This is a genomic window from Micromonospora chalcea (genome assembly GCF_002926165.1).
In the GTDB taxonomy this organism is placed as follows: domain Bacteria; phylum Actinomycetota; class Actinomycetes; order Mycobacteriales; family Micromonosporaceae; genus Micromonospora; species Micromonospora chalcea.
Window position 1 is genome coordinate 48,994 of record NZ_MAGP01000112.1, and the last position, 24,557, is coordinate 73,550.

The 24,557-nt window shown below is 73.3% G+C and carries 21 protein-coding genes; 12 read left to right on the plus strand and 9 right to left on the minus strand.

What is annotated here, in order from left to right:
- The first annotated feature begins 18 nt into the window (after window positions 1-18).
- From BAW75_RS15600 to BAW75_RS15630, 7 genes are all read left to right on the plus strand, one after another.
- Window positions 19-810 carry a TIGR03084 family metal-binding protein gene (locus BAW75_RS15600; RefSeq protein WP_104114016.1) on the plus strand — a complete coding sequence of 264 codons (792 nt, stop codon included), beginning with the start codon at window positions 19-21 and terminating at the stop codon, window positions 808-810.
- On the plus strand, window positions 807-2,477 hold the full coding sequence (locus BAW75_RS15605; protein ID WP_104114017.1) for an acyclic terpene utilization AtuA family protein: 1,671 nt from the start codon (window positions 807-809) through the stop codon (window positions 2,475-2,477). The genes BAW75_RS15600 and BAW75_RS15605 overlap by 4 nt, the downstream gene beginning before the upstream one ends.
- Window positions 2,474-3,613: an acyl-CoA dehydrogenase family protein gene (locus BAW75_RS15610; RefSeq protein WP_104114018.1), complete on the plus strand. Its 1,140-nt coding sequence runs from the start codon at window positions 2,474-2,476 to the stop codon at window positions 3,611-3,613. Before BAW75_RS15605 ends, BAW75_RS15610 begins: the two co-directional genes overlap by 4 nt.
- Window positions 3,610-5,217, plus strand: a complete 1,608-nt coding sequence (locus BAW75_RS15615; RefSeq protein ID WP_069088221.1) for an acyl-CoA carboxylase subunit beta — start codon at window positions 3,610-3,612, stop codon at window positions 5,215-5,217. The genes BAW75_RS15610 and BAW75_RS15615 overlap by 4 nt, the downstream gene beginning before the upstream one ends.
- 14 nt (window positions 5,218-5,231) lie before the next feature.
- Window positions 5,232-7,247: an ATP-binding protein gene (locus BAW75_RS15620; RefSeq protein WP_104114019.1), complete on the plus strand. Its 2,016-nt coding sequence runs from the start codon at window positions 5,232-5,234 to the stop codon at window positions 7,245-7,247.
- Entirely contained in the window at window positions 7,244-8,407 is a 1,164-nt protein-coding gene (locus tag BAW75_RS15625) for an acyl-CoA dehydrogenase family protein (protein WP_043327864.1), read from the plus strand. The genes BAW75_RS15620 and BAW75_RS15625 overlap by 4 nt, the downstream gene beginning before the upstream one ends.
- 276 nt (window positions 8,408-8,683) lie before the next feature.
- Window positions 8,684-9,136 carry a hypothetical protein gene (locus BAW75_RS15630; protein WP_043327863.1) on the plus strand — a complete coding sequence of 151 codons (453 nt, stop codon included), beginning with the start codon at window positions 8,684-8,686 and terminating at the stop codon, window positions 9,134-9,136.
- On the opposite strand, the gene BAW75_RS15635 is transcribed toward BAW75_RS15630, so the two are convergent.
- From BAW75_RS15635 to BAW75_RS15665, 7 genes are all read right to left on the minus strand, one after another.
- Window positions 9,123-10,589 carry a serine/threonine-protein kinase gene (locus tag BAW75_RS15635; protein WP_104114020.1) on the minus strand — a complete coding sequence of 489 codons (1,467 nt, stop codon included), beginning with the start codon at window positions 10,587-10,589 and terminating at the stop codon, window positions 9,123-9,125. The genes BAW75_RS15630 and BAW75_RS15635 overlap by 14 nt on opposite strands.
- Window positions 10,590-10,619: 30 nt before the next feature.
- Window positions 10,620-11,078, minus strand: a complete 459-nt coding sequence (locus BAW75_RS15640; RefSeq protein WP_043327862.1) for a hypothetical protein — start codon at window positions 11,076-11,078, stop codon at window positions 10,620-10,622.
- Between the two features lie 134 nt (window positions 11,079-11,212).
- Window positions 11,213-14,794 carry an adenylate/guanylate cyclase domain-containing protein gene (locus BAW75_RS15645; protein WP_104114021.1) on the minus strand — a complete coding sequence of 1,194 codons (3,582 nt, stop codon included), beginning with the start codon at window positions 14,792-14,794 and terminating at the stop codon, window positions 11,213-11,215.
- A complete protein-coding gene (locus BAW75_RS15650) occupies window positions 14,791-15,585 on the minus strand; it encodes an MBL fold metallo-hydrolase (protein ID WP_104114022.1) in 795 nt (264 codons plus the stop codon). Before BAW75_RS15650 ends, BAW75_RS15645 begins: the two co-directional genes overlap by 4 nt.
- A gap of 123 nt (window positions 15,586-15,708) precedes the next feature.
- Window positions 15,709-16,170 carry a RidA family protein gene (locus BAW75_RS15655; protein WP_043327860.1) on the minus strand — a complete coding sequence of 154 codons (462 nt, stop codon included), beginning with the start codon at window positions 16,168-16,170 and terminating at the stop codon, window positions 15,709-15,711.
- Between the two features lie 5 nt (window positions 16,171-16,175).
- Complete coding sequence (locus BAW75_RS15660) at window positions 16,176-16,331, minus strand: Sp36 family protein (protein WP_013289021.1); 156 nt, start codon at window positions 16,329-16,331, stop codon at window positions 16,176-16,178.
- 62 nt (window positions 16,332-16,393) lie between these two features.
- Window positions 16,394-16,831 (minus strand): hypothetical protein, encoded by a 438-nt coding sequence (locus tag BAW75_RS15665; protein ID WP_043327859.1) that lies wholly within the window; start codon window positions 16,829-16,831, stop codon window positions 16,394-16,396.
- Window positions 16,832-17,165: 334 nt separating this feature from the next.
- Here BAW75_RS15665 and BAW75_RS15670 point away from each other — a divergent pair, with 334 nt between their 5' ends.
- From BAW75_RS15670 to bagB, 3 genes are read left to right on the plus strand one after another with little or no spacing between them, the layout of a single operon-like run.
- Window positions 17,166-17,753 carry an Rv0361 family membrane protein gene (locus BAW75_RS15670; RefSeq protein ID WP_064446804.1) on the plus strand — a complete coding sequence of 196 codons (588 nt, stop codon included), beginning with the start codon at window positions 17,166-17,168 and terminating at the stop codon, window positions 17,751-17,753.
- A 26-nt stretch (window positions 17,754-17,779) separates the two neighbouring features.
- Entirely contained in the window at window positions 17,780-18,754 is a 975-nt protein-coding gene (bagA, locus tag BAW75_RS15675; RefSeq protein ID WP_104114023.1) for an ATPase BagA, read from the plus strand.
- Window positions 18,755-18,808: 54 nt separating this feature from the next.
- Window positions 18,809-19,957, plus strand: a complete 1,149-nt coding sequence (gene bagB, locus BAW75_RS15680) for an ArsA family ATPase (protein WP_174535410.1) — start codon at window positions 18,809-18,811, stop codon at window positions 19,955-19,957.
- An 8-nt stretch (window positions 19,958-19,965) separates the two neighbouring features.
- On the opposite strand, the gene BAW75_RS15685 is transcribed toward bagB, so the two are convergent.
- On the minus strand, window positions 19,966-20,286 hold the full coding sequence (locus tag BAW75_RS15685) for a WhiB family transcriptional regulator (RefSeq protein ID WP_043327856.1): 321 nt from the start codon (window positions 20,284-20,286) through the stop codon (window positions 19,966-19,968).
- A 402-nt stretch (window positions 20,287-20,688) separates the two neighbouring features.
- Between BAW75_RS15685 and BAW75_RS15690 the strand changes: the two genes are divergently transcribed.
- On the plus strand, window positions 20,689-23,127 hold the full coding sequence (locus tag BAW75_RS15690; RefSeq protein ID WP_104114028.1) for a transglycosylase domain-containing protein: 2,439 nt from the start codon (window positions 20,689-20,691) through the stop codon (window positions 23,125-23,127).
- Between the two features lie 69 nt (window positions 23,128-23,196).
- On the opposite strand, the gene BAW75_RS15695 is transcribed toward BAW75_RS15690, so the two are convergent.
- Window positions 23,197-23,652 (minus strand): GatB/YqeY domain-containing protein, encoded by a 456-nt coding sequence (locus tag BAW75_RS15695; protein WP_043327855.1) that lies wholly within the window; start codon window positions 23,650-23,652, stop codon window positions 23,197-23,199.
- A gap of 25 nt (window positions 23,653-23,677) precedes the next feature.
- On the opposite strand from BAW75_RS15695, the gene BAW75_RS15700 reads away from it, so the two are divergent.
- Window positions 23,678-24,557, plus strand: an 880-nt coding sequence (locus tag BAW75_RS15700; RefSeq protein WP_104114024.1) for a metallophosphoesterase, incomplete at its 3' end; no start/stop codon positions are given.

Consider the following 24,557-nt stretch of genomic DNA (forward strand, 5'->3'; position numbering starts at 1 on the left):
CCCCCGCCCGGAGGCACAATGGTCGACCTGACAGCCCTGCTCGCGGATCTGGCCGCCGAGTCCGAACAACTCGACGCGCTCGTCGCGGACCTGCCACCGGACGGATGGGAGCGGCCGACACCGGCCCCGGGCTGGACCGTCGCACACCAGATCGCACACCTGGCCTGGACCGACCACGTCGCCTACCTGGCGGCCACCGACGAGTCCGCGTTCTTCGCCTCGGTGATGGCCGCGCCGGACCCGTCGCGCCTGGTCGAGGACGGCGCCGAGTCCTTCCTCGCGCCCCCGCCTGCGCTGCTGGCCCGCTGGCGTTCCGGCCGGTCGGCGCTCGCCGGCGCGCTCACCGCCGTCCCGGCCGGGCAGAAGATCCCCTGGTACGGCACCAGCATGTCGCCCACCTCGATGGTGACGGCCCGGCTGATGGAGACGTGGGCGCACGGCGAGGACGTGGCAGACGCGCTGGGCGTCAGCCGTACCCCGACGCAGCGTCTGCGCCACATCGCGCACCTCGGCTTCCGTACCCTCGGGCACGGCTTCGCCGCCCACGGCCGTGCGGTGCCCACGGTGCCGGTGCGGGTCGAGCTGACCGCGCCCGCGGGCGGCGACGTGTGGGAGTTCGGGCCGGCCGACGCGGCCGACCGGGTGACCGGCCCGGCGCTCGACTTCTGCCTGCTCGTCACGCAGCGCCGGCACCGCGCGGACCTGGCCCTGACCGCCACCGGACCGGTCGCCGACGAGTGGCTGGACGTGGCCCAGGCGTTCGCCGGCCCGCCCGGCGGCAAGCGTGAGCCGGACGGAGCCTCCTCGTGAGCGTGCTGCGGGTCGGGAACGCGTCCGGCTTCTACGGCGACCGCTTCACCGCCTGGCGGGAGATGCTCGACGGCGGCGAGCTGGACGTGCTGACCGGCGACTACCTGGCCGAGCTGACCATGCTCATCCTCGGCCGCGACCGGATGCGCGACCCGTCGCTCGGCTACGCCAAGACGTTCCTGCGCCAGGCGGAGGGCGTGCTCGGCACCGCGCTGGACCGCGGCGTCACGCTGGTCACCAACGCGGGCGGCCTCAACCCGGCCGGGCTGGCCGACGCGATCCGGTCGCTCGGCGACCGGCTCGGCCTCCAGGTGCGGGTCGGGTACGTCGAGGGCGACGCGATCCAGCGGCCGGACGCGCTGACCGCGAACGCCTACCTGGGCGCGTTCGGGATCGCGGCCTGCCTCGACGCGGGCGCGGACGTGGTGGTCACCGGGCGGGTCACCGACGCCTCGCTGGCGGTCGGCCCGGCCATCGCCCGCTTCGGGTGGACCCGCGACGACCTCGACGCGCTGGCCGGCGCGACTGTGGCCGGGCACCTGATCGAGTGCGGGGCGCAGGTCACCGGCGGCAACTTCAGCTTCTTCACCGAGCTGCCGGACGGCGGGCACCGGCCCGGCTTCCCGATCGCCGAGCTGCACCCGGACGGCTCGTCGGTGCTCACCAAGCATTCCGGCACCGGCGGCGCGGTGACGGTCGAGACGGTCACCGCCCAGCTGCTGTACGAGGTGGGCGGGCCGGACTACCTCGGGCCGGACGTGGTGACCCGGCTGGACACCGTGCGGCTGGAGCAGGAGGGCCCGGACCGGGTACGCGTGTCCGGGGTGCGGGGCACGCCACCGCCGGACACGCTCAAGGTGGGCGTCAACAACCTGGGCGGCTTCCGCAACGCGATGACGTTCGTGCTGTGCGGGCTGGACATCCCGGCCAAGGCGGCACTGGTCCGGGGCCAGATCGAGGAGTCGGTCGGCGCGGAGGGGCTGGAGTTCACGCTGGCCCGTACCGACCACCCGGACACCGGCGACACCGAGGCGGCCAGCGCGCTGCTGCACGTACACCTGCGCGACGGCGACAAGTCGCGGGCCGGGCGGGCGTTCTCGGCGGCGGCGGTGGAGCTGGCGCTGGCCTCGTACCCGGGCTGCACGCTCACCACGCTGCCCGGTGACGCCACGCCGTACGGGGTGTTCACCGCCGACACGATCGCGCAGGACGAGGTCGAGCACGTGGCGGTGCTGCCGTCCGGCGAGCGGGTACCGATCTCCCCGCCGGTGGTCACGGCGACACCGGCCGAAGCACCGGCACGGGAGGTCACCGCCGTACCGGCTCCGGCCGCCACCCGGCGCGGGCCGCTCGGTGAGCTGGTCGGCGCGCGGTCCGGCGACAAGGGCGGCGACGCCAACCTGGGCGTCTGGGCCCGCACCGACGCGACCTGGCCCTGGCTGCGCGACTGGCTGACGGTGGAGCGGCTGGCCGAGCTGCTGCCGGAGACCGCGGCGCTCACAGTCGAGCGGTACGAGCTGCCGAACCTGCGCGCGGTCAACTTCGTGATCCGAGGGCTGCTCGGGCAGGGCGTGGCCGCCTCCACCCGGTTCGACCCCCAGGCCAAGGCGCTCGGCGAGCTGCTGCGTTCGCGAGTGGTCGACCTACCGACGGAGGTTCCGGCATGACCATCGTGGACACGCCGGAACGCCGGCAACTGCGCGAGCTGACCCGCTCGTTCGTGACCCGGGAGGTGCTGCCGCACCTGTCCGACTGGGAACGGGCGGGCGAGGTGCCCCGCTCGCTGCACGAGACCGCCGCGAAGATCGGCCTGCTCGGCATCGGCTTCCCGGAGTCGGTCGGCGGCAGCGGCGGTGACCTGCTCGACTCGATGGTGGTCACCGAGGAGATCATCCGCTCGGGCGGGTCGTCCGGGCTGGTCGCCGCGTTGTTCACGCACGGGATCGCGCTGCCGCACATGGTCGAGACCCAGGACGAAGGGCTGATCGAGAGGTACGTGCGGCCCGCGCTCGCCGGGACGATGATCGGCGCGCTGGCGATCACCGAGCCGGACGGCGGCTCGGACGTGGCGGGCATCCGCACCTGCGCGGTCCGCGACGGCGACCACTACGTCGTCAACGGCTCCAAGACGTACATCACCAGCGGGGCCCGCGCCGACTTCGTCACCACCGCGGTCTGCACCGACTTCCCCGGTTCGGGCTCGGTCAGCCTGCTCGTGATCGACAAGGGCTCGCCCGGGTTCACGGTGGGGCGGCGGCTGGAAAAGCTGGGCTGGCACTGCTCGGACACCGCCGAACTGTCCTTCGTCGACGTCCGGGTGCCGGTGACGAACCGGGTCGGCCCGGAGGACACCGGGTTCCTCGCCATCATGCAGCAGTTCGCCAACGAGCGGCTGTCGCTCGCCACGCAGGCGTACGCGACCGCGCAGCGCTGCGTGGACCTGGCGGTGCAGTGGTGCCGGGACCGCCAGACGTTCGGCCGTCCGCTCGTCGGGCGCCAGGTCGTCCGGCACAAGCTGGCCGAGATGCACAGCCGCACCGACGCGGCGCGGGCGTACGTGCACGACGTCGCCGAGCGGGTGGCCGCCGGGCAGCCGGTGGTGACCGAGGTGGCGATCGCGAAGAACGTGGCGGTGTCGGCGTGCGACTTCGTCGTCGACGCGGCGCTGCAACTGCACGGTGGCTTCGGCTACATGCGTGACGCCGAGGTGGAGCGGCACTACCGCGACGCCCGTCTGCTCGGCATCGGCGGCGGCGCCACCGAGATCATGAACGAGATCATCGCGAAGGGCATGGGCCTGTGAGCACGACAGTTCTGCAGAGCACGATCGACCCGTCCGCGCCCGCCTTCACCGCCAACCGGGAGGCGCTGCTGGAACGCCTCGCCGAACTGGAGGCGGCGCTCGACCAGGCCCGGGGTGGTGGCGGCGAGAAGTACGTGACCCGCCACCACGGCCGCGGCAAGCTGCTCCCCCGGGAGCGCATCGAGCTGCTGCTCGACCCGGACAGCCCGTTCCTGGAGCTGTCGTCGGTGGCCGCGTTCGGCACCGACTTCCCGGTCGGCGCCAGCACCGTGACCGGCATCGGCGTGGTCGAGGGCGTCGAGTGCCTGATCGTGGCGAACGACCCGACGGTACGCGGCGGCGCGATCAACCCGTGGTCGCTGGCGAAGACCCGGCGGGCGGGTGAGATCGCGGCGGCGAACCGGCTGCCGATGGTGAACCTGGTCGAGTCGGCCGGGGCGGACCTGCCCACCCAGGCGGAGATCTTCATTCCGGGCGGCCGGGTGTTCCGGGACCTGACCCGGCTGTCGGCGCAGCGGATCCCGACGGTGAGCGTGGTCTTCGGCAACGCCACCGCCGGTGGCGCGTACGTGCCCGGCATGTCGGACTTCACCATCATGATCCGGGACCGCTCGCAGGTCTACCTGGCCGGGCCGCCGCTGGTGAAGATGGCCACCGGCGAGGTCACCGACGACGAGTCGCTGGGCGGCGCGGCGATGCACGCCACCACGTCCGGCCTGGCCGACTTCCTCGCCGAGGACGAACGCGACGGGATCCGGCTGGCCCGGCAGTGCGTCCGCCGGCTCAACTGGCGCAAGCAGGGCCCGCCGCCCCGCAACCCGCACCCGCTGCCACCCCGGTACGACCCGGAGGAGCTGCTCGGCATCGCCAGCGCCGACCTGAAGGTGCCGTTCGACCCGCGCGAGGTGCTGGCCCGGGTACTCGACGACAGCGCGTTCGACGAGTTCAAGCCCGGCTACGGCACCGCGCTCGTGACCGGCTGGGGTGAGCTGCACGGCTACCCGGTCGGTGTGCTGGCGAACGCCCGGGGCGTGCTGTTCAGCGAGGAAGCGCAGAAGGCGGCGCAGTTCATCCAGCTCGCCAACGCGGCGGACACACCGCTGGTCTTCCTGCAGAACACCACCGGTTACATGGTCGGCACCGAGTACGAGCAGCGCGGCATCATCAAGCACGGCGCCCTGATGATCAACGCGGTGTCGAACTCGAAGGTGCCGCACCTGACGGTCAACCTGGGCGCCTCCTACGGCGCCGGCAACTACGGCATGTGCGGCCGGGCGTACGAGCCGCGGTTCCTGTTCACCTGGCCGAACGCGAAGTCGGCGGTGATGGGCCCGGCGCAGCTCGCCGGGGTGCTGTCCATCGTGGCCCGGCAGGCCGCCGCCGCCCGGGGCCGCGAGTACGACGAGGACACCGACGCCGCCATGCGGATGATGGTCGAGCAGCAGATCGAGTCGCAGTCCGGCGCGCTGTTCCTGTCCGGGCGGCTCTACGACGACGGGGTGATCGACCCCCGGGACACCCGTACCGTCCTCGGGCTGTGCCTGTCGGCGATCCACAACGGACCGGTGAAGGGCGCCGACGGTTTCGGCGTCTTCCGGATGTAGGGGGCGTACTCAAAATGATCACCAAGCTTCTGGTTGCCAACCGGGGGGAGATCGCCCGCCGGGTCTTCGCCACCTGCCGCGCCCTCGGCGTGGCCACCGTAGCCGTGCACTCCGACGCGGACGCCGACGCGCCGTTCGTCGCCGACGCCGACCAGGCGGTACGGCTGCCGGGGAACACGCCGGCCGAGACGTACCTGCGCGTCGACGCCATCCTCGACGCGGCCCGGCGGTCCGGCGCGGACGCCGTCCACCCCGGTTACGGCTTCCTGGCCGAGAACGCCGAGTTCGCGGCGGCGGTGACCGACGCGGGTCTGACCTGGGTCGGGCCGTCCGCGAAGGCGATCGCGGCGATGGGCGACAAGATGGCCGCCAAGGCGCTGCTCGCCGACGCGGGCGTGCCGATGCTGCCCACCTGGACCGACCCGGCCGAGGTCACCGCCTTCCCGGTGCTGGTCAAGGCCGCCGCGGGTGGCGGCGGCCGGGGCATGCGGATCGTCCACGACGCGGCCGGGCTGGCCGAGGCCGTCGCGGGCGCGCGCCGCGAGGCCGCGGCGGCGTTCGGCGACGGCACGGTCTTCATCGAGCGGTACGTGGAACGCGGCCGCCACGTCGAGGTGCAGATCTTCGGCGACACCCACGGCACCGTCGTGGCCCTCGGGGTACGCGACTGCTCGATCCAGCGCCGCCACCAGAAGATCGTCGAGGAGGCGCCCGGCGTGCTGCCCGACGACGTGCGCGCGGCGCTGCACGAGGCGGCGGTGGCGGCCGGGCGGGCCGTCGACTACGTCGGCGCGGGAACAGTGGAGTTCCTGCTCGCGCCGGACGGGCAGGTGCACTTCCTGGAGATGAACACCCGCCTCCAGGTGGAGCACCCGGTCACCGAGCTGACCACCGGGCTGGACCTGGTCCGGCTGCAACTGCTCGTCGCCGAGGGCGAGCCGCTGCCGGTCACGACGACGCCGCCGGCCGACGGCCACGCCATCGAGGTACGGCTGTGCGCCGAGGACCCGGCTCAGGGCTTCCGTCCGGCCACCGGCACGCTGCACCGGTTCGCGATCCCCGGGGTCGCCGCCGAGTTCGGTCCGGCCCGGGGGCTGCGCCTGGACTCGGGCGTGGTGGACGGCTCGACGGTGAGCGTGCACTACGACTCGATGCTGGCGAAGCTCGTCGCCTGGGCGCCCACCCGCACCGAGGCGGCCCGCGCCCTGGCCGGCGCGCTGGCCCGCGCCGAGCTGCACGGCGTGGCCACCAACCGGGACCTGCTGGTACGCGTGCTGCGCAGCCCGGAGTTCGCCGCTGTGGACGTCGACACCGGCTTCCTGGACCGGCACCCGGAGGTGTTCGAGCCGCTGCTGCCGGCCGAGCAGCTTCCGGTGGTGGCGCTGGCCGCCGCGCTGGCCGCTGCCGCCGCGCGCCGGGCCGCCGCCCCGGTGCTGGCCGGGCTGCCGTCGGGTTGGCGCAACGTGCCGTCCTTCCCGCAGGTCACCCGGTTCACCGGCCCGGGCGACGAGGAGATCGAGGTCCACTACCGCCTGGACCGCACCGGCGCCCTCGCCGAGTGGGGAAGGAAGGGCCCCCTCTTAACGGATCCGGTAGAGGAAGGGTCCCCTGTTAACACCGAGCTGCCGGTGGTCGAGCTGGTGACAGCCGCCCCGGACCGGGTGGTGCTCGACGTCGACGGGGTTCGGCGGGCCTTCCGCGTACACCGGGTGGGGTCGTCGGTCTTCGTGGACGGCCCGGACGGGGCGGCGAGCCTCACCGAGCTGCCCCGCCTGCCCCTGCCCACCGCGGAGCTGGCGGCCGGGTCGCTGCTCGCGCCGCTGCCCGGGGCGGTCACCCGGGTGCACGTCGAGGTCGGTCAGCGCGTCGCCGCCGGTGACCTGCTGCTGACGCTCGAAGCTATGAAGCTCGAACATCCCGTGCTCGCCCCCGCCGACGGCGTGGTGACGGAACTGCCGGTGCCCGCCGGCGGCCAGGTCGAGACGGGTGCCGTACTGGCCGTCGTGGACCCCGAGGAGGACCCCCAGTGAACTTCGACCTCACCCCCGAACAGGACCAGCTCCGCGATGCGGTACGGGAGCTGGGACGCAAGTACGGTCATTCCTACTTCGTGTCGAAGGCCAAGGCCGGCGAGCACACCACCGAGCTGTGGCACGAGGCCGGCCGGCTGGGCTACCTGGGCGTCAACATCCCCACCGAGTACGGCGGCGGGGGCGGCGGCATCACCGACCTGGCGCTGGTGTGCGAGGAGCTGGCCGCGACCGGCTGCCCGCTGCTGCTCCTGGTGGTCTCCCCCGCCATCGCCGCCACGATCATCAGCAAGCACGGCACGGAGGAGCAGCGCAAGAAGCACCTCCCCGGGCTCGCCGACGGCTCCGAGAAGATCGTCTTCGCGATCACCGAGCCGGACGCCGGTTCGAACTTCCACCGGCTCTCCACAGTGGCCCGCCGCGACGGCGACGACTGGCTGCTCAGCGGCCGGAAGATCTACATCTCCGGCGTGGACGAGGCCGGGCACGTCCTCGTGGTCGCTCGCACCGAGGACGCGTCCACCGGGAAGCTGAAGCCGGCGCTGTTCATCGTGCCGACCGACGCGCCGGGCCTGGAGAAGTCCAAGCTGGACATGGAGATCCTGTCGCCGGAGAACCAGTTCCTGCTCTTCCTCGACGACGTCCGGCTGCCCGCCGACGCGCTCGTCGGCGAGTCGCTCGACGCCGGGCTGCCGGCGCTGTTCGCCGGGCTCAACCCGGAGCGCATCACGGTGGCCGCGATGGGCGCCGGCACCGGCCGGTACGCGATCGACAGGGCGAGCGACTACACCGCCACCCGCAAGGTGTGGGGCGGGAACTCGATCGGCTCGCACCAGGGCGTGGCGCACCCGCTCGCGCACGCGGCGGTACAGGTCGAGCTGGCCCGTCTGATGATCTACAAGGCGGCGACGCTGTACGACGCGGGTCGCGACCTGGAAGCGGGCATCTCCGGCAACATGGCCAAGTACGCGGCCGGTGAGGCCGCCGCGCTCGCCGTCGACACCGCCGTCCAGGCGCTCGGCGGGGCCGGCATGACCACCGAGTACGGCGTGTCGACGCTGCTCGGCGCGGTACGCGCGGGCCGGATCGCCCCGGTCAGCCGCGAGATGATCCTCAACTTCGTCGCCCAGCACGTCCTCGGCCAGGACAAGTCCTACTGACCGAGGTGGGCCCGGGGTACGGCGGGTGCCCGATCACCTGCCGTACCCCGGGGGTCCGTCACTGGGCGGTGTGGTCGAGGAGACCTCGGCCTCGCCACTCCCGGATCGACGCTCACGGTAGCGGCTTCCCAACCCGGAGCGATACGGCAGCCGGCCAACAGATGTAACGATTTTTGCTCGATCGACGCTTCTGCCGCTCCGAAGTGGAGCGTCACTGACGGGAAGCCGTCTCGGCCCGCCGGTTGACAGGTTGCCGCGCTGGGCCATGCTTGTCGGGTGAGATCGTTCCCGAAGCCCGATGCGCGGGCGAAGGCCGTCGTCGCGTCCCTGGCGACGGTTGCGGCGGTGGTGGCCCTCGCGGTGTGGCGCCCGCCCGGCATCCTGTCGGTCGTGCTGGCCCTGGTCTGCGTCGTGCTGGGCATGATCGCCGGGGTGACGATCACCGCGGCCCGCCAGCCCGTCAGCGGTGGTGGGCACACCCCGTCGCCCGAGACCTGGCTGCCCGAGGCCGGGTACGGAGTGGACGCCGACACGCTCGAGGCGATCGACCCCCGGGCGGTACGGAACCTGCGCGCCCCCGGCGGCCATCCGGTCGACGCGGACACGCTCGAGACGCTGGACCCGCGGGCGGTACGCGGCCTGCGGACGCAGACCGCGGTGGACGCCGACACGCTGGAGACGCTCGACCCGAGGTCGGTGCGGCAGAGCCGAGGGCTCAGCGGCCGGTGAGCGTGGGCCCGGCGAGCGCGTTCACTCCCCGCCCGGCCAGGCACCGGTAGGTGCGGTCGGCGTCGGTCTCCGGCGGCAGCACCTCGAGGTTCCATCCGTTCGCCGGGTCCGCGCCACTGACCACCCGGAACGTGTCCGGGTTGCACACCTTGCCGACGGCCGGGTCGGCGACCACCGCGTCGTGCTTGGCGCCGGCGAGACCGGCCGGCAGGTCACCCGCGGCGTACGTCTCCCAGGTGTGCTGGCCGTCGCAGGGCACCCGGCTCGCCTCGGCCCGGTCGCGGCGCAGCCGTACCGGACCGAAGCACTCCAGCTCGGAAGCGCACCGCGCGCCGGCCGGCAGCCGCACGTCGGCGGACGCGCAGCCGGGCACCGGCCCCCCGGCCACGCCGCTCGTCACCGGGGTCGGCGGAGCGGCGGGCGTGTGACCGGCGGCCAGCCAGCCGCCACCGGCCGACGCCGCCAGCGCGAGCACCCCGGCGCCGCCGAGGAACCAGCGCTTGGGCCAGCGGCGGGCCCGCGACGCCACGGTCGGGTGGTCGTCGTCGGCGGGCGGGCGCGGGTTCGGGCCGCCGCTACGGCGGTAGCGCTCGCCGCCGTCGTAGAGCGCGCCGCCGGCCGGGGCGCCGTCCAGCGGCAGCCCGGCGAGCAGGCCGCGCAACTCGACCGCGGAGGGACGCGCGCCCGGGTCGTTCGACATCCCCAGCCGGAGTACGTCGATCAGCTCGCCGGGCACCCCGGGCAGCCCGGGGATGGGCTGCTGGAACATCTCCAGCACGGTCACCAGACTCGGGTTGCGTTCCGAGTGCCAGCGCGGCGGCCGGCCGTACATCACCGCGTAGAGGGTGGCGCACAGCGAGTAGACGTCGACGGCCGGGCTGGGCGGGCTGTGGTTGAACGTCTCGGGCGGCGCGTACGCCGGGGTGAGCGCCTCCAGCATGACCGAGGAGTCACGGAACTCGGCGAGCACCGCCAGGCCGAAGTCGGCGAGGACCGCCGAGTTGAACTCGGAGTGCAGGATGTTTGCCGGCTTGACGTCCCGGTGCAGCACGCCCGCCGCGTGCGAGTGGGCCAGCGCGTCGGCGATCTTCACGCCGAGGTCGCGGGTCTCCTCCGGGCCCAGCGGCGAGGTGCGCATCCGCTCCGCGTACGAGCCGTCGCACAGTTCCATGATCAGGTAGGGGTGCTGGTCGACGGTGACCCCGACGTCGAAGAGGTCGACCACGTGGGGGTGCGACGACATCCGCCCGGCGGCGCGGGCCTCGCGCAGGAAGCGGGCCTGGTCGCGTTCGCTGTCCAGCGTCCGGTTCTCGATCTTGACCGCCACCTCGCGCCCCACCGAGATCTGGGTGGCCCGGTAGATGGTGGCGTAGCCGCCCCGGGCGAACACCTGCAGATCGGTCAGACCGGGCACGATTGGCAGCCGCACGGCGCCGGGCGGGGTCTCGGTCACGGTTCGAAAATACCCAACTGGTCCGGCCGCTCAGCGGGCCGCGTCGGTGGCCGGCACCGGATCCGGCGCGGAGTCGTCAGTGGCGGTGCCCGCCCGGCGCGCGTCCCACCACAGGCCGACGGCTGTCGCGACCGCGCCCAGCCCCTCCCACGCGGCGACCGCGAAGAACCGGTCCGGCGCGACGTCGGACAGCACCGCGATGGTGAAGACGGTGAACGTGACCAGGCGGAACCAGACCGTGAAGCGGTAGAACGGCCGCCACTCGGTGGCGACGGCGAGCAGGTAGTAGACCCCCATGTTGAACGAGGCCATCGACGACGCGGTGAGGAACGTGCCGGTGTAGTCGCCCGGTGCGCGTTCGGCCGGCACCTCGAAGCCGAGCAGACGAAGCTGAGTCTCCGGCCAGATCAGGCCGAGCGCGCCGAGGAGCAGCGCGAGGAGCCCGAAGACCGCGATCGTCCAGCCGGCGCCCGAGCGCGGCAGCCTCATCGTCCCTCCCCAGCGTGGTCCGCCGGTGACGCAGGCGCGCACCGGGAGGCGGCAGTCGATCCACGACTGTCGCCGCCCACGCTAACCGGCTCCACCGACGAACACATCCCCGGAACCGTCAGAACAGCGGGCGATCAGCCGCCGGAGAGGCGGACCCGCAACGCGTCGGCGACCATCCGCTCACTGCGCTGTTCGGTGGCGTACGCGAGGCGTACCGCCTCCTCCGCGTTCGTCAGCGCCTCGGCCCGGCGGCCGCACGCGTCGAGCGCCTCGGCCAGCACCAGCCGCGCCACCACCTGGCTGCGCACGTCCTCGGCCGGCGCCGTGATCGACCGCTGCGCCCAGTCGAGCGCCTGTTCGCGCTGGCCGTGGGCGAGCAGCGCGGCGGCGTACCGGGCCATCGTCTGCCGCCGGGAGAACAGCAGCGAGGGCGCGTTCGCCGCGCCGGTGGCGACCGGAGCGAGCAGCCCCACGGCGGTGCCCGGGTCACCGGCCGCGAGGCGGGCCATGGCGAGCAGCACCCGGGGCGCGACCTGGGCCGGCGCCTGCGGGTTGTGCGGCTCCACCCGGGTCAGCACCGACCGTGCCTCCCGCTCGGCGGTCTCGTGGTCGCCCATGTCCAGCGCCACGAAGCCGCGCAGCGTCCCGGCCATGCCGGTCAGCAGCGGGTGGGTGGTGCGGTCGGCGTACTCGAGCGCGTCGGTGAACAGGTCGGCCGCGTGTTCCGGCTCGCCCAGCCCGCGCGCCACCACCCCGCGCACCACGAGCGCGAAGCCCTGCCCCCAGTCGTCGCCCACCTCGGCGAAGTCCCGGTACGCGCGCCGCGCCGCCCGGTCCGCCTCGGCCAGGTCGCCCAGCTCGGCGGTGGCGTACGCCTCGACCGCGCGCAGCGTACCGACCGCCCACGCCTCGCCGACCCGCTCCCCGAACGGCAGGAACACCCGCGCCATCCGGCACGCCTCCCGCAGCCGTCCGGCGAGCAGCCGGGCGAACGCGGTGGTGCCGCGCAGCCAGGCCCGCCCGTACGGGTCCTTCAGCTCGGCGAAGAGCCGGGCGGCCCGCCCGAGCACCGCGTCGGTGCCGGCGAAGTCGCCCCGGGTGGTGGTCACCCAGGCCAGGTTCTGCAACGACCAGGCCTGCCCGCGCGGATCCCGGGCGGCCAGGCTGACCTGATAGGACGCGGCCAGCCGGCTGCTCGCCTGCCCGAGCCGGCCGGCGATGAAGTCGGCCATGCCGAGCCGCCGCATCGCCGACGCCCGCATGGTGGGCAGGTCGGCGTCGGTGGCCACCTGCAACGCCTCCTGCCAGCTGCGCTCGGCCCGCTCGGCGTCACCCAGCGTCTGCTGGGCCTGCCCGGCCAGCAGCAGCGCGGCGGTCCGGGTGGCCGGGTCACCGGTGTTCGCGGCGATCTTCTCGGCGAACGCGAGCGCGTCGGCCGGGCGGCCGATCTGGAGCAGCGCCCGGGCGTGCGTCACCCGGTCGGCCGGCGGTACGCCGTCGCGGGCCAGCTCGGCCGCGCGTTCGGCGTACTCGACCGCGAGAGCCGGCTCCCCCGACCGCAGTGACCGGCGGGCGGCCCGGCCCAGCGCGGCCACGCCCAGCGGGGTGACCGCCCGGGCCGGCGCGTCCGGGCGCAGCTTGACCGCGTCGGCGAGCGCTGTGGCCCGCTCGACGTGCTCGGCGACGAAGTCGTCCCGGGCGGCCTCGGTGAAGGCGCCCGCCGGGGCGCCGCCCGTCCCGTCCACGCTCTCCGGCGCGGCCCAGCGGGCCAGCGCCGCGTGCCGTTCGGCCAGCTCGGCCTTGCTCACCCCGGCGTACGCGGCCTCCCGCATGAGCGGGGTGGCGAAGGCGAACCCGGTGCGGGTGCGGTGCAGCATGCGGCGTTGCAGCAGCTCCTCCACGGCCCGGTCCAGCTCGACGGCGGCCACCGCGGCGGGCCGGCCGTCCTGCCCGAGCCGCTGCTCGCGCAGCGCCTCCAGCGCGCCGGCGGGCACTGTGTCGCCCACCACCGCGGCGTCGCGCAGCGCCGAGCGGGCATCCGGCGGCAGCGCGTCGATACGCGCCGCGAGCACCGCGGCCAGGTCCCGGGAGAGCAGCCGGCTGCCGAGCGAGCCGGGCGCGAGACGCCAGCCGACGTCCGCGCCGCGGCCCGGCCCGGCGGTCAGCGCGCCGCGCTCCATCAGCAGCGTCACGAGTTCGGCCAGGTAGAACGGGTTGCCCTGGGCGGTGGCGAGCAGCCGGTCCGTGTCGGCCTGGGGCATGCGGCCACCGGCGAGGTAGCTGGTGACCAGCCGGGAGGCGTCCGCGCCGCGCAGCGGCGGCAGCGCGTGCACCTCGGCGTCCGCGACCCGGGTCAGCGCGCCGGCGGTCCGCACCAGCTCGGGACGGCCGAGCAGCAGCACGAGCACCGGCCCGCTGAGCCGGTTGAGGGTCAGCGCCAACGCCTTGAGCGTCTCGGCCGTGGCGTCGTGCAGGTCGTCCACCACGATCACCAGCGGCGCCTCCACGGCGAGCGCGGTGAGCAGGTCCGCGACAGCGGTCGGCACGGCTTCGTCGTCCGGTGGCGGCCCGGCCGCGTTCCACTCACCGTTCTCCGTGGCGGGCGGCAGTTCGGCGTACCCGAGCAGGGCCAGGAGCTGGTCCACGGCGATCGGTGGCGGGTCGCCGGGGAGCCGGGACAGGCGCTGGCCGAGGCGGCGCAGCCGCTCCTCGACGGCCGGGCGGGTGACGGCGGTGGCCGCGTCGCCGGGCAGGCCGACGGCGGCGCGGACCAGGTCGGCCAGCGGGGCCAGGCGGCGGCGCTCGCCGAACGCGGCGCACCGCACCGACAGCACCCGGGCGCCGGTGTGCGCGGCGTACCGGCCGGCGCCGACGTCGTATCCGGCGGCGAGGCGTTCCACCTCGGCCGCGAACCGGGACTTGCCGATGCCCGCCTCGGCGGTCATCAGCAGCACCCGGGGCTCGCCCCGGTCGATCACCTCGGCGAGCCGGCCGGCGACCCGGCCGATCTCGGTCTCCCGGCCCACGAACGGCGCCTCGTCGCCGAGACCGGACCGGGTGCCGGGCGCGTCCAGCAGGCCCAGCAGCTCGTACGCCTCGACCGGCTCCCGCTTGCCCTTGAGCCGCAGCGGGCGCAGCGCCCGCCAGGAGGCGACGTGCCGGGTGGCGGCGGAGGTGCGCGCCCCGGCGTAGACCGCGCCGACCGCGGCGGCGTCGGCGAGCCGCGCGGCGGTGTTCACCGTGTCGCCGATGACCGTGTACTCGATCGCCGCCTGGATGCCCGCGATCACGTCCCCGGTGTTGAGGCCGACGCGCAGGCCCAGCGGCGCACCGCCGCCCCGCTCGTCGTCGAGCACCCGCCGCACCGCGCGCTGCATGGACAGCGCCGCGCGGACCGCCCGCTCGGCGTCGTCCTCGTGGGCGACCGGCGCGCCGAAGACCGCCATGATCCCGTCGCCGGTGAGCTTGTCGACGTGGCCGCCGAACGTCTTGACCGCGCCCGCGAGGGCGGCGAGCACCCGGTCGGTGACCGCGCCGACCCGTTCCGGGTCCAGGTCCTCCGACCAGGAGGTGAAGTCGGACAGGTCACCGAAGAGCACTGTCACCACGCGGCGTTCGGCGGCGGGCAGCGTGGCGGCGGCCGGCAGCGCCGCGCCGCAGTTGTGACAGAACCGCGCCCCGGGTACCGCTACCGTCCCGCACACCGGGCAGGTCACGGCTGCTCCACTCCGAGGTGTTCGAGCTGGGCGCGGACGGACCACTCGGCGGCCCACCACAGCGACCTGTCGACGTCGGCGTAGACCACGGCGACCACCTCGGGCGCGGTGGTGGCGCCCGCGGCCACGGCGGCGCGCACCTGGTCCAGCCGGGCCCGCCGGTGGGCCAGGTAGAAGTCGGCCGCCGCGCCGCAGTCGGCGAGCGCCGGGCCGTGGCCCGGGAGCACCGGGACCTCCCGGTACGTGGAGAGCAGTTCCAGGCTCGACAAATAGTCGCCGAGGTGCCCGTCGGGGTGGGCCACCACGGTGGTGCCCCGCCCGAGGATCGTGTCGCCGGTCAGCACCACCCGATCGCCGTCGTGCTCGGCGAGGAGGCAGACCGAGTCGGCGGTGTGCCCGGGGGTGGGCAGCAGCCGCAGGTCGAGCCCCAGGTCGAGGCGCGTGTCGGCGGTGAGCGAGGCACCGCCGGCGGTGTGGGCCGGGTCGGCGGCGAGCACGGGTACGCCGTCGAGCAGCTCACGCAGCCGAGGCGCGCCCTCGGTGTGGTCGGGGTGCCCGTGCGTGATCAGCACCGCGCCGATCGGCCCCTGGGCCGCGATCGCGGCGAGGTGCCCCTCGTCGGCGGGGCCCGGGTCGACCACCAGGGCCGGCGCGTCCGGCCCGGCCCGCAGCACCCACGTGTTGGTCCCGTCGAGCGTCATCGGCCCCGGATTGGGCGCGCGCAACAGCGTCACCCACCCCGGCAGCCCATCTGCAAGCGCCCCAGCGGCCCCGGTCACACGCCCACCCATGGCAGCGATCGTACGACTCCCCCGGCCACTCCCCGCGATCTTGCAGTTCCCGCCGCTGGTTTGTCCCCGTCTGGGGCTTCTGCCAGGGCGGTAACCGCAAGATCGCGGGCTCGGCGGCGCGGGTCAGACGACCTCGACGATGACCTCTACCTCTACCGGGGCGTCGAGGGGGAGTTCGGCCACGCCCACCGCGCTGCGGGCGTGGCGGCCGGCCTCGCCGAACACGGCGCCGAACAAATCCGAGGCACCGTTGATCACACCGGGCTGGCCGGTGAAACCGGGCGCGCTGGCCACGAAGCCGGTCAGCTTCACGACCTTCACCACGTTCTCCAGCCCGACCAGCGCGTCGATCGCGGCCAGCGCGTTCAGCGCGCACCGCTGCGCCAGGTCCTTCGCCTGCTCGGCGGAGACGCCGTTGCCGACCTTGCCGGTGGCGAGCAGCTTGCCCTCGGCCATCGGCAGCTGGCCGGAGACGTAGACGTGCTGCCCGGACTGGACGGCCGGCACGTAGCTGGCCACCGGCGGCACCACCTCGGGCAGTGCGAGGCCGAGTTCGGCGAGCTTCGCGTGGGGTCCGTTGCTCATGCCGGTCAGCCCTTCGGGCGCTTCAGGTACGCGACGAGCTGCTCCGGGTTCGGGCCGGGCACCACCGAGACCAGTTCCCAGCCGTCCTCGCCCCAGTTGTCGAGGATCTGCTTGGTCGCGTGGACCAGCAGCGGCACCGTGGCGTATTCCCACTTCTGCATCGGAGGAGGGCTCCCTTGCCTGACTTGGACTTCGGTCAGGCACAGCCTACGGTCCGCCGTCGTCAACGGGACGCGGGACGCGGCTCCGGCGCGGAGGGCGGCTCGCCGCACGGGCCCTCGTGCTCGAAGCGCTGCGGGCACCGGCTGCGGTCGGGCAGCAGCAGATCGCAGAAGACCCGGTGCCTGTTGTTCTGGTCGTCGGCGGTGGAGACGGTGGTCTCGCCCGCGTCCAGCTCCACCAGGAAGCTCAGCGAGGTGGCCACGGTGCCGGCGAGCGCGGTGGCCGCGGCGAGGTCGGCCACCCGTACCGGCAGGTGGATGACGTAGCCGGGCTCGTCCTCGTCCCGCCCCTTCGCGCCGGGGCGGGACGGCGTCCGGACCACCTCGACCGGAAGGCGGTACGACCGCTCGTTGAACGAGGCGGGCACGTCGGCCTCGCCGGGCCGGCCGGACCGGTCGCCGGGGAACTGGGCTCGGGGGGTGTTCTCCGCGTCGCGCATGCGTCGCCTCCGGGCGTCGTACCTGCTCACTGACACCGCCATCCGCCTCGGCACCGTCCGGCGGGTCCGGCTCTCCGTGTCGGGACGAACGTAGGACCTCCGGCCAGTCGGCAACGGGACGCGCATGCTTCGTCACAACCAGTCACATATGTGACACAAGCCTGGTCCGGAACGCGACCGCGAACTCGCCTCCCGCCGGTGCGTACGCGGGGCTGGCAAGCGCCCCGCCGACCGCTACCCTTCCGGACTGGGCACGCGCGGACGCGCGCCCGACCACCTCGACCCGTGCCCGTCGCCTGGGGCGGCGACGGGAGCCGCAACCCGGGGGAGACAGATGACCCAACCGCCCGCCGGTGGCGACACCGGCACGCCCGGCGACCCGCACCCACAATCACCGCCCGGCGGCGGCACACCGCCGGGCGCCGTTCCCGCCGCCGGGCCACCGGCGTATCCGCCCGGCCCGCCCGGCGGCCCACCACGTAAGCGACCGGCGCTGCTCATCGCCTCGCTGGTGCTGGCCGCCGCGGTCCTGCTCTGCGGCGGTGGGGGCACCGCCGCGTTCCTGGTCCTGCGCGACACCGAGAACGGCCAGGGAGCGAAGGAGCCGCAGATCGCGGTGGACGGCTTCCTCAAGGCCGTCTACCAGGAGCGGGACGCCGAGAAGGCGGCCACGTTCGTCTGCTCGGCGGCCCGGGACGACGAGAAGATCGCCGCCAAGGTCGCCGAGGTGCGCAAGTACGCCGAGCAGTACCAGAACCCCCGGTTCCGCTGGAGCAACCCGACCGTCGACAACGAGACCGGCGACCGGGCCACCGTCTCCGCCCGGGTGACCATGACCACCGCCGACGAGAAGGTCGCCGAGCAGTCCCTGCGCTTCACAGTTGTGCGGAAGACGGGTTGGTGGGTCTGCGAGGTCGGCTGATCCGGCCGGCTGGTTAGGCTCGACGGGTGGCAGCGAGTGAGCAGCCGGCCGAGTCCGCCGGCAGATGGCCGGCCCGCCTGCACGTGGTGACCGGCAAGGGCGGCACAGGCAAGACGAGCGTGGCCGCCGCGCTGGCCCTCGGCCTGGCCGCCGGGGGCCGGCGCACCCTGCTGGTCGAGGTGGAGGGCCGGCAGGGCATCGCCCAGCTCTTCGGCACCGACCCGCTGCCGTACGAGGAGCGGCACCTCGCCGACGCGCCCGGCGGCGGTGAGGTGCGGGCGCTGGCGGTCGACGCCGAGGCGGCGCTCCTGGAATACCTGGACATGTTCTACAAGCTCGGCGCGGCCGGCCGGGCGCTGCGCAAGTTCGGCGCGATCGACTTCGCCACCACGATCGCGCCGGGTCTGCGCGACGTGCTGCTCACCGGCAAGGTCAAGGAGGCGACCACCCGGACCAGCGGCTCGCGCCGGACGTACGACGCGGTCGTGCTGGACGCGCCGCCGACCGGACGCATCGGCCGCTTCCTGAACGTGACAGCGGAGACCGCCCGGCTGGCCAAGGTCGGCCCGATCAAGACCCAGAGCGAGGGCGTCTCCGCGCTGCTCCGGTCGCCGATGACAGCCGTGCACGTGGTCACGCTGCTGGAGGAGATGCCGGTCCAGGAGACGCTGGACGCGGTCGCCGAGCTGACCCAGCTCGGCTTCCCGGTCGGCCGGGTGATCGTCAACGGCGTCCGCCCGCCGGTGCCGGCCGGCCGGGCCGTGACCGCGGCCGAGCTGGAGCGTGGGCTCGCCGCCGCCGGACTGCCGACCGACGGCCCGACCGTGGCCGGGCTCGTCGAGGAGGCCCACGACCAGCAGGTACGCCGAGAGCTGGAGGACTCGCTCCGGGGCGACCTGGTGGAGCTGGGCCTGCCCATGATCGAACTGCCGCTGCTGCCCGGAGGAGTCGACCGGGCCGGGTTGGAGGCGCTCGCCGAGACCCTCGTCCGGGCGGATTGACTCACACCTGCGACCGGCACGGAGCAGAGTGCCCCTCGGGACCGATACGCTCGATTGGTGCCTTCCGAAGACGCGGCGCCTCCGCTTGACGTCGACCAGATCCTCGCCGACGACGGTGTACGGATCGTGGTCTGCTGCGGGGCGGGCGGCGTGGGCAAGACGACCACCGCCGCGGCGCTGGCGCTGCGCGCGGCCGAGCGGCACGGCCGCCGGACCGTGGTGCTCACCATCGACCCGGCCCGCCGGCTGGCGCAGTCGCTCGGCCTGACCGAGCTGGACAACACACCCCGCCAGGTCAAGGGCATCGACGTCGAGGCCAGCGGCGGCGAGCTGCACGCCATGATGCTGGACATGAAGCGCACGTTCGACGACGTGGTGCTCCAGCACACCGACCCGGCGAAGGCCGCGGAGATCTTCGCCAACCCGTTCTACCAGGCCATGAGTTCCACCTTCGCCGGCACGCAGGAGTACATGGCGATGGAGAAGCTGGGCCAGTTGCACGCCCGGGGCGAGTGGGACCTGATCGTGGTGGACACGCCGCCGTCGCGGTCCGCGCTCGACTTCCTGGACGCTCCGGCCCGCCTGTCCCGGTTCCTCGACGGCCGCATGCTGCGGCTGCTGCTGGCCCCGGCGCGCACCGGCGGACGCAGCATGTTCAACCTGGTGACGGCGAGCTTCGGGATGTTCTCCAAGGTGGTGCAGAAGGTGCTCGGCGCCCAACTGCTCACCGACCTGTCCGGCTTCGTCGCCGCCCTCGACTCGATGTTCGGCGGGTTCCGGCAGCGGGCCGAGCAGACGTACCGGATCCTGCAGGCCCGGGAGACGGCGTTCCTGCTGGTCGCGGCCCCGGAGCCGGACGCGGTCCGGGAGGCCGCCTACTTCGCGGGTCGCCTGCGGGAAGAGCAGATGCCGCTGGCCGGGCTGGTGCTCAACCGGGTGCACCGGCCGGCGGCGGCCCTGTCCGCGGCGGAGAGCCTGGCCGCCGCGGAGCGGCTGGCCGCGGCGGGCGGGCACGAGGGCACCGTCGAGGTGCTGCGCGCGCATGCCGCGCTGGCCCAGCAGGCGGTACGCGAGGAGCAGGTGGCGGCCCGGTTCACCGAGGCGTTCCCGGCGGTGCCGGCGGTGTCGGTGGCCGCGCAGCCCGCCGACGTGCACGACGTCGACGGGCTGCGGACGATCGGCGAGGCGATCAGCCGGAGCTGACCTGGCGGTCAGGTGGCAGTGGTCACCAGGACCTTGTCCTTGCCGGCCTTCTCCTTGGCGTTCTTCTTCATGGCCGCCTCGAACATCTTGCGCCAGCTGGTCACCTGCGGGTGACGGCGCAGCAACGCCCGGCGCTCGCGCTCGGTCATGCCGCCCCACACACCGAACTCGATCCGGTTGTCGAGCGCGTCGGCCAGGCACTCGTACCGAACTGGGCAGCTCCGGCAGATCCTCTTCGCCACGTTCTGTTCGGCGCCCTGTACGAACAACGCGTCCGGGTCTCCGTTCTGACATGCCGCCAGTGACGGCCAGTCAGTGATCATGCCCATCTGTACACGTCCCCCCTTGCAGTACCTACCGACTTCGTGCGAGCAGCCCTCGAACTCCCCCCGGTCGTCCGCGCCGGCCTCCCCAGGGCGGCACGAACGACGCACGGCTGCCTTCGCCGCCACCATCATGCTGTGTAGTCGCCCGATTACGCAACGCTGTCGGCGAAATCCATCATTCCGGACACTCCCGGCTTCCCGGGCTTTCGCCCGGCGTCTACCCCGCCCGGGTACGTGAAAACGCTGCGCCCCTCCCGGGTTTCAGAGAGACTTCCGCCGGATCTCACGCAACCCAGGACCAGGGCTCGTGCGTTTAGCACAACGAGGCCGGCGCATGCAGGAAATGGGGAAAGTTCCCCGCGCGCCCGCCGATCCCTGCTCGCGTACCCTGTCGAGGTGACCTGGATGCGGAAACGTGACCACAACGTGCTGACCAACGCCGCATCGCTGCTGATCTGCGGCCTGTTGGCCGGAGTGGTGGTCGCTGCGGCGGCCTTCCCCGCGGTGGCGATGACCGGACTGGCCGCGAAGGCCGGCTCGGAGACATTCGGCGCGCTGCCCAAGGAGCTCACAGTCGCCCGGTCGCCGCAGATGACCAAGCTGCTCGCGTCCGACGGCAAGACCGTGCTGGCCACGATGTACGACGAGAACCGCAAGGACGTCAAGCTCAAGGACATCTCGCCGCACATGCAGAAGTCCATCATCGCGGCCGAGGACCACGACTTCTACAAGCACAACGGCGTGGACCTCAACGGTGTGGCACGGGCGTTCGTCAACAACCAGTCCGCCGGCTCCTCCCGGCAGGGCGCGTCGACGCTGACCATGCAGTACGTCCGGCTGGCCATCTCCTACTCGGCCACCCACCCGGCCGACGTGGTCGCCGCCACCGAGGACACCAGCGCCCGCAAGCTGCGCGAGATGAGCCTGGCGCTGCAGATCGACAAGGAGCTCTCCAAGGACGAGATCCTGGAGCGCTACCTGAACATCGCCGCGTTCGGCAACGGCGCGTACGGCATCTGGGCGGCCAGCCAGGTCTACTTCAACAAGCCGCCGAGCAAGCTGGACATCCAGGAGTCGGCCATGCTCGCCGGCATGGTGAAGGCGCCCACCGCGTTCGACCCGACCACCCCCGCGGGCTACCCCGAGGCGGTCGGCCGGCGCGACTACGTCATCGACAACATGGTGCAGATCGGGGCGATCACCCAGCAGGAGGCGGACGCCGCCAAGAAGGTCAAGCTCGTCGTCAAGGGCAAGCGCACCCCGAACGGCTGCACCCAGACCACCACCCGCTCCTGGGGCTTCTTCTGCGACTACCTCTACCGCTGGTGGCTGCAGCAGGAGACGTTCGGCGCCACCTCGTACGACCGTGAGCGGCGGCTCAAGAGCGGCGGCTACACCATCATCTCCACGCTCGACGTGCAGGCGCAGAAGGCCGCCGACAAGGCCGTCCGCAAGAACCTGGGCGAGAGCAGCAAGGCGGCCCGGATGGTGGCCGCCGTCGAGCCCGGCACCGGCCGGGTGCGCGCCGTCGCGGTGAACCGCAACTTCAAGCTCGACGACCCGGACGACCCGCAGAACAAGATCTCCAGCGACCCGAAGAAGGCCAAGAAGAAGATCCGGGGCAACTACCCCAACACGGTGAACCCGCTGATCACCGGTGGCCCCGGCATCGCCGGCTACCAGGCGGGCTCGACCTTCAAGATCTTCACGCTGGTGGCCGCGCTGGAGAAGGGCTACCCGCTCAGCTACCCGATCAACGCGCAGCCGGTGTTCAAGTCGAACTACCCGGTCGAGTTCAACTCGCCGGCCGCCTGCCCGGGCACCAACAAGTACTGCCCGAAGAACGCCAACGCCTCGATGGCCGGCATGCACAACATGTGGAGCGGCTTCGGCTTCTCGGTCAACACGTTCTTCATCGACCTGCAGCAGCGGGTCGGCGCGGAGAACGTGGTGAAGGCGGCGCAGAAGCTCGGCATCTCGTTCCGCTCGTCCGGCGACGCGCTGCTCGCCGCCAACCCGCACCAGTGGGGCGCGTTCAGCCTCGGCGTCTCGCAGACCACGCCGCTGGAGCTGGCGAACGCGTACGCGACGCTCGGCGCCGACGGCAAGTACTGCGAGCCGATCCCGGTGCAGGAGATCCGCGGCCCGGAGGGCGAGAAGCTCGACGTCGCGAACCCGCGCTGCGAGCAGCGGATCAGCACCGAGGTGGCCCGGGCCGCGGTGGACGCCGCCCGCTGCCCGGTGGGTGACCGCTCCTCGACCACGAAGTGCGGCACCGCCACCGCCGGCAACGTCCGCAACATCGTCGACGCGCCGGTGGCCGGCAAGTCCGGCACCACCGACTCGGAGAAGACCTCCTCGCTGGTCGCGATGACCAAGCAGTACGCGGTGGCCGGCATCATGGCCGACCCGGACTGGCCGCAGACCAACCAGAAGATGGGCCACGACACCCCCACCGGCATCAACCCGGCGGTCTACGAGACGCTGCGGGACGCCATGAAGGGCAAGGAGCGGAAGAACTTCACCCCGCCCAGCGGCAAGATCGTCCTGGGTGACCAGCGGTCCATCCCGGATGTGAAGTGCGCGTCCATCGAGAGCGCGAAGTCCCGGCTCAAGGGCGCCGGCTTCGAGCCGGTGGTCTCCAGCAACAAGGTGGCGTCGGAGTGCCCGGCGGGCACCGCGGCCGGCACCAGCCCGAACGGGCGCACCATCAAGGGCGGCGTCGTCATGATCGAGGTCAGCTCCGGCAAGGGCGACTCGGACCAGGGCGGCACCGCGACGCCGGACCGGCCAGGTGGCCCGGGCGGACCGGGTAACGGCCGGCCAGGACGACCAGGGAACTGATCCCGGACGAAGCGACGGCCACCTCCGTGAAGGGGGTGGCCGTCGCTTCTTCTTAGGTCTACGGGACGGTCAGAGACCGAGCTGGCGGCGTACCTCGGCGGCCACCCGGCCCCCCTCGGCGCGGCCGGCCACCGCGGCCTGGGCGGCCTTCATGGCCGGGCCCATCTGCGCCTTGCCGGTGAAGCCGCCCGCGGCGAGCGCCCCCGAGACCAGCTCGGCCAGTTCCTCGTCGGAGAGCTGCTTGGGCAGGTAGCGCTCCAGCACCTCACCCTCGGCGGTCTCCTTGCCGGCCTGCTCGGCGCGCCCGGCGTCGGCGAACGCCACTGCCGCCTCGCGGCGCTTCTTCGCCTCCTTGGCCAGCACCGCGAGCACCTCGTCGTCGCTGAGCTCGCGCTTTTCCCGGCCGGCCACCTCGGCGTTGCCCACGGCCGCGAGGGCCATGCGAAGCGTGGAGGTGGTCAGCTCGTCGCGCGCCTTCAGGGCGGCGCGCATGTCGGCGGTGAGACGGTCCTTCAGCGTGCTCATGGACGGTGAAACTACCCTGAACGCCATGCGAAAGCGCACACTATTCCGTCTCGCGGCCGGAACCGTCGCCGCCGGGGCGGCCACCCTCGCGTACGCGTCGCTCATCGAGCGCAACATGTTCACCCTGCGCCGGTACGACGTGCCGGTGCTCCCGACCGACGCCGAACCGCTGCGGGTGCTGCACCTCTCGGACCTGCACATGATGCCCGCCCAGCGGCGCAAGCAGGACTGGGTGGCCTCGCTGGCCGCGCTCGACCCGGACCTGGTCGTGGTCACCGGCGACAACATGGCCCACCCGGAGTCGGTGCCGGGCGTGCTGCGCGCGCTGCAACCGCTGCTCGACCTGCCCGGCGCGTTCGTCTTCGGCTCCAACGACTACACCGGCCCGGTCCTGAAGAACCCCTTCACCTACTTCCTGCCGGACCGGGAATACACCGAGGGCACGCCCCTGCCGTACGAGGAACTACGCGACATCCTCACCGGCGCCGGCTGGGTCGACATGAACAACGCGCGCACCTCGCTGAAGGCCGGCGGGCGGGAGATCGAGCTGGTCGGCGTGGACGACCCGCACATCGAGCGCGACGACTACGACGCCGTGGCCGGGCGGGTCAGCGGCGACGCGGCGCTGTCGATCGCGCTGTCCCACTCCCCCGAGCCCGCGGTGCTGGACCGGATGGCGGCCGACGGCTTCGGCCTGCTGCTCGCCGGGCACACCCACGGCGGCCAGGTGTGCGTGCCCGGGTACGGCGCGCTGGTGACCAACTGCGGGCTGCCCCGCTCGATGGCGCGCGGGTTGCACCGCTGGCCCGGCTCGGACTCGTGGCTGCACGTCTCCGCCGGCCTCGGCACCCACCCCACCGCCCCCATCCGCTTCGCCTGCCCGCCCGAGGCGAGCATCCTCACGC

Coding starts and splice junctions, on each gene's coding strand:
- BAW75_RS15620 (WP_104114019.1), top strand. CDS start 5,232: ATGATCACCAAGCTTCTGGTTGCCAACCGGGGGGAGATCGCCCGCCGG.
- BAW75_RS15690 (WP_104114028.1), top strand. CDS start 20,689: ATGCGGAAACGTGACCACAACGTGCTGACCAACGCCGCATCGCTGCTG.
- BAW75_RS15685 (WP_043327856.1), bottom strand. CDS start 20,286: ATGGGCATGATCACTGACTGGCCGTCACTGGCGGCATGTCAGAACGGA.
- BAW75_RS15640 (WP_043327862.1), bottom strand. CDS start 11,078: ATGAGGCTGCCGCGCTCGGGCGCCGGCTGGACGATCGCGGTCTTCGGG.
- BAW75_RS15695 (WP_043327855.1), bottom strand. CDS start 23,652: ATGAGCACGCTGAAGGACCGTCTCACCGCCGACATGCGCGCCGCCCTG.
- BAW75_RS15600 (WP_104114016.1), top strand. CDS start 19: ATGGTCGACCTGACAGCCCTGCTCGCGGATCTGGCCGCCGAGTCCGAA.
- BAW75_RS15610 (WP_104114018.1), top strand. CDS start 2,474: ATGACCATCGTGGACACGCCGGAACGCCGGCAACTGCGCGAGCTGACC.
- BAW75_RS15665 (WP_043327859.1), bottom strand. CDS start 16,831: ATGCGCGACGCGGAGAACACCCCCCGAGCCCAGTTCCCCGGCGACCGG.
- BAW75_RS15650 (WP_104114022.1), bottom strand. CDS start 15,585: ATGGGTGGGCGTGTGACCGGGGCCGCTGGGGCGCTTGCAGATGGGCTG.
- BAW75_RS15655 (WP_043327860.1), bottom strand. CDS start 16,170: ATGAGCAACGGACCCCACGCGAAGCTCGCCGAACTCGGCCTCGCACTG.
- BAW75_RS15660 (WP_013289021.1), bottom strand. CDS start 16,331: ATGCAGAAGTGGGAATACGCCACGGTGCCGCTGCTGGTCCACGCGACC.
- BAW75_RS15670 (WP_064446804.1), top strand. CDS start 17,166: ATGACCCAACCGCCCGCCGGTGGCGACACCGGCACGCCCGGCGACCCG.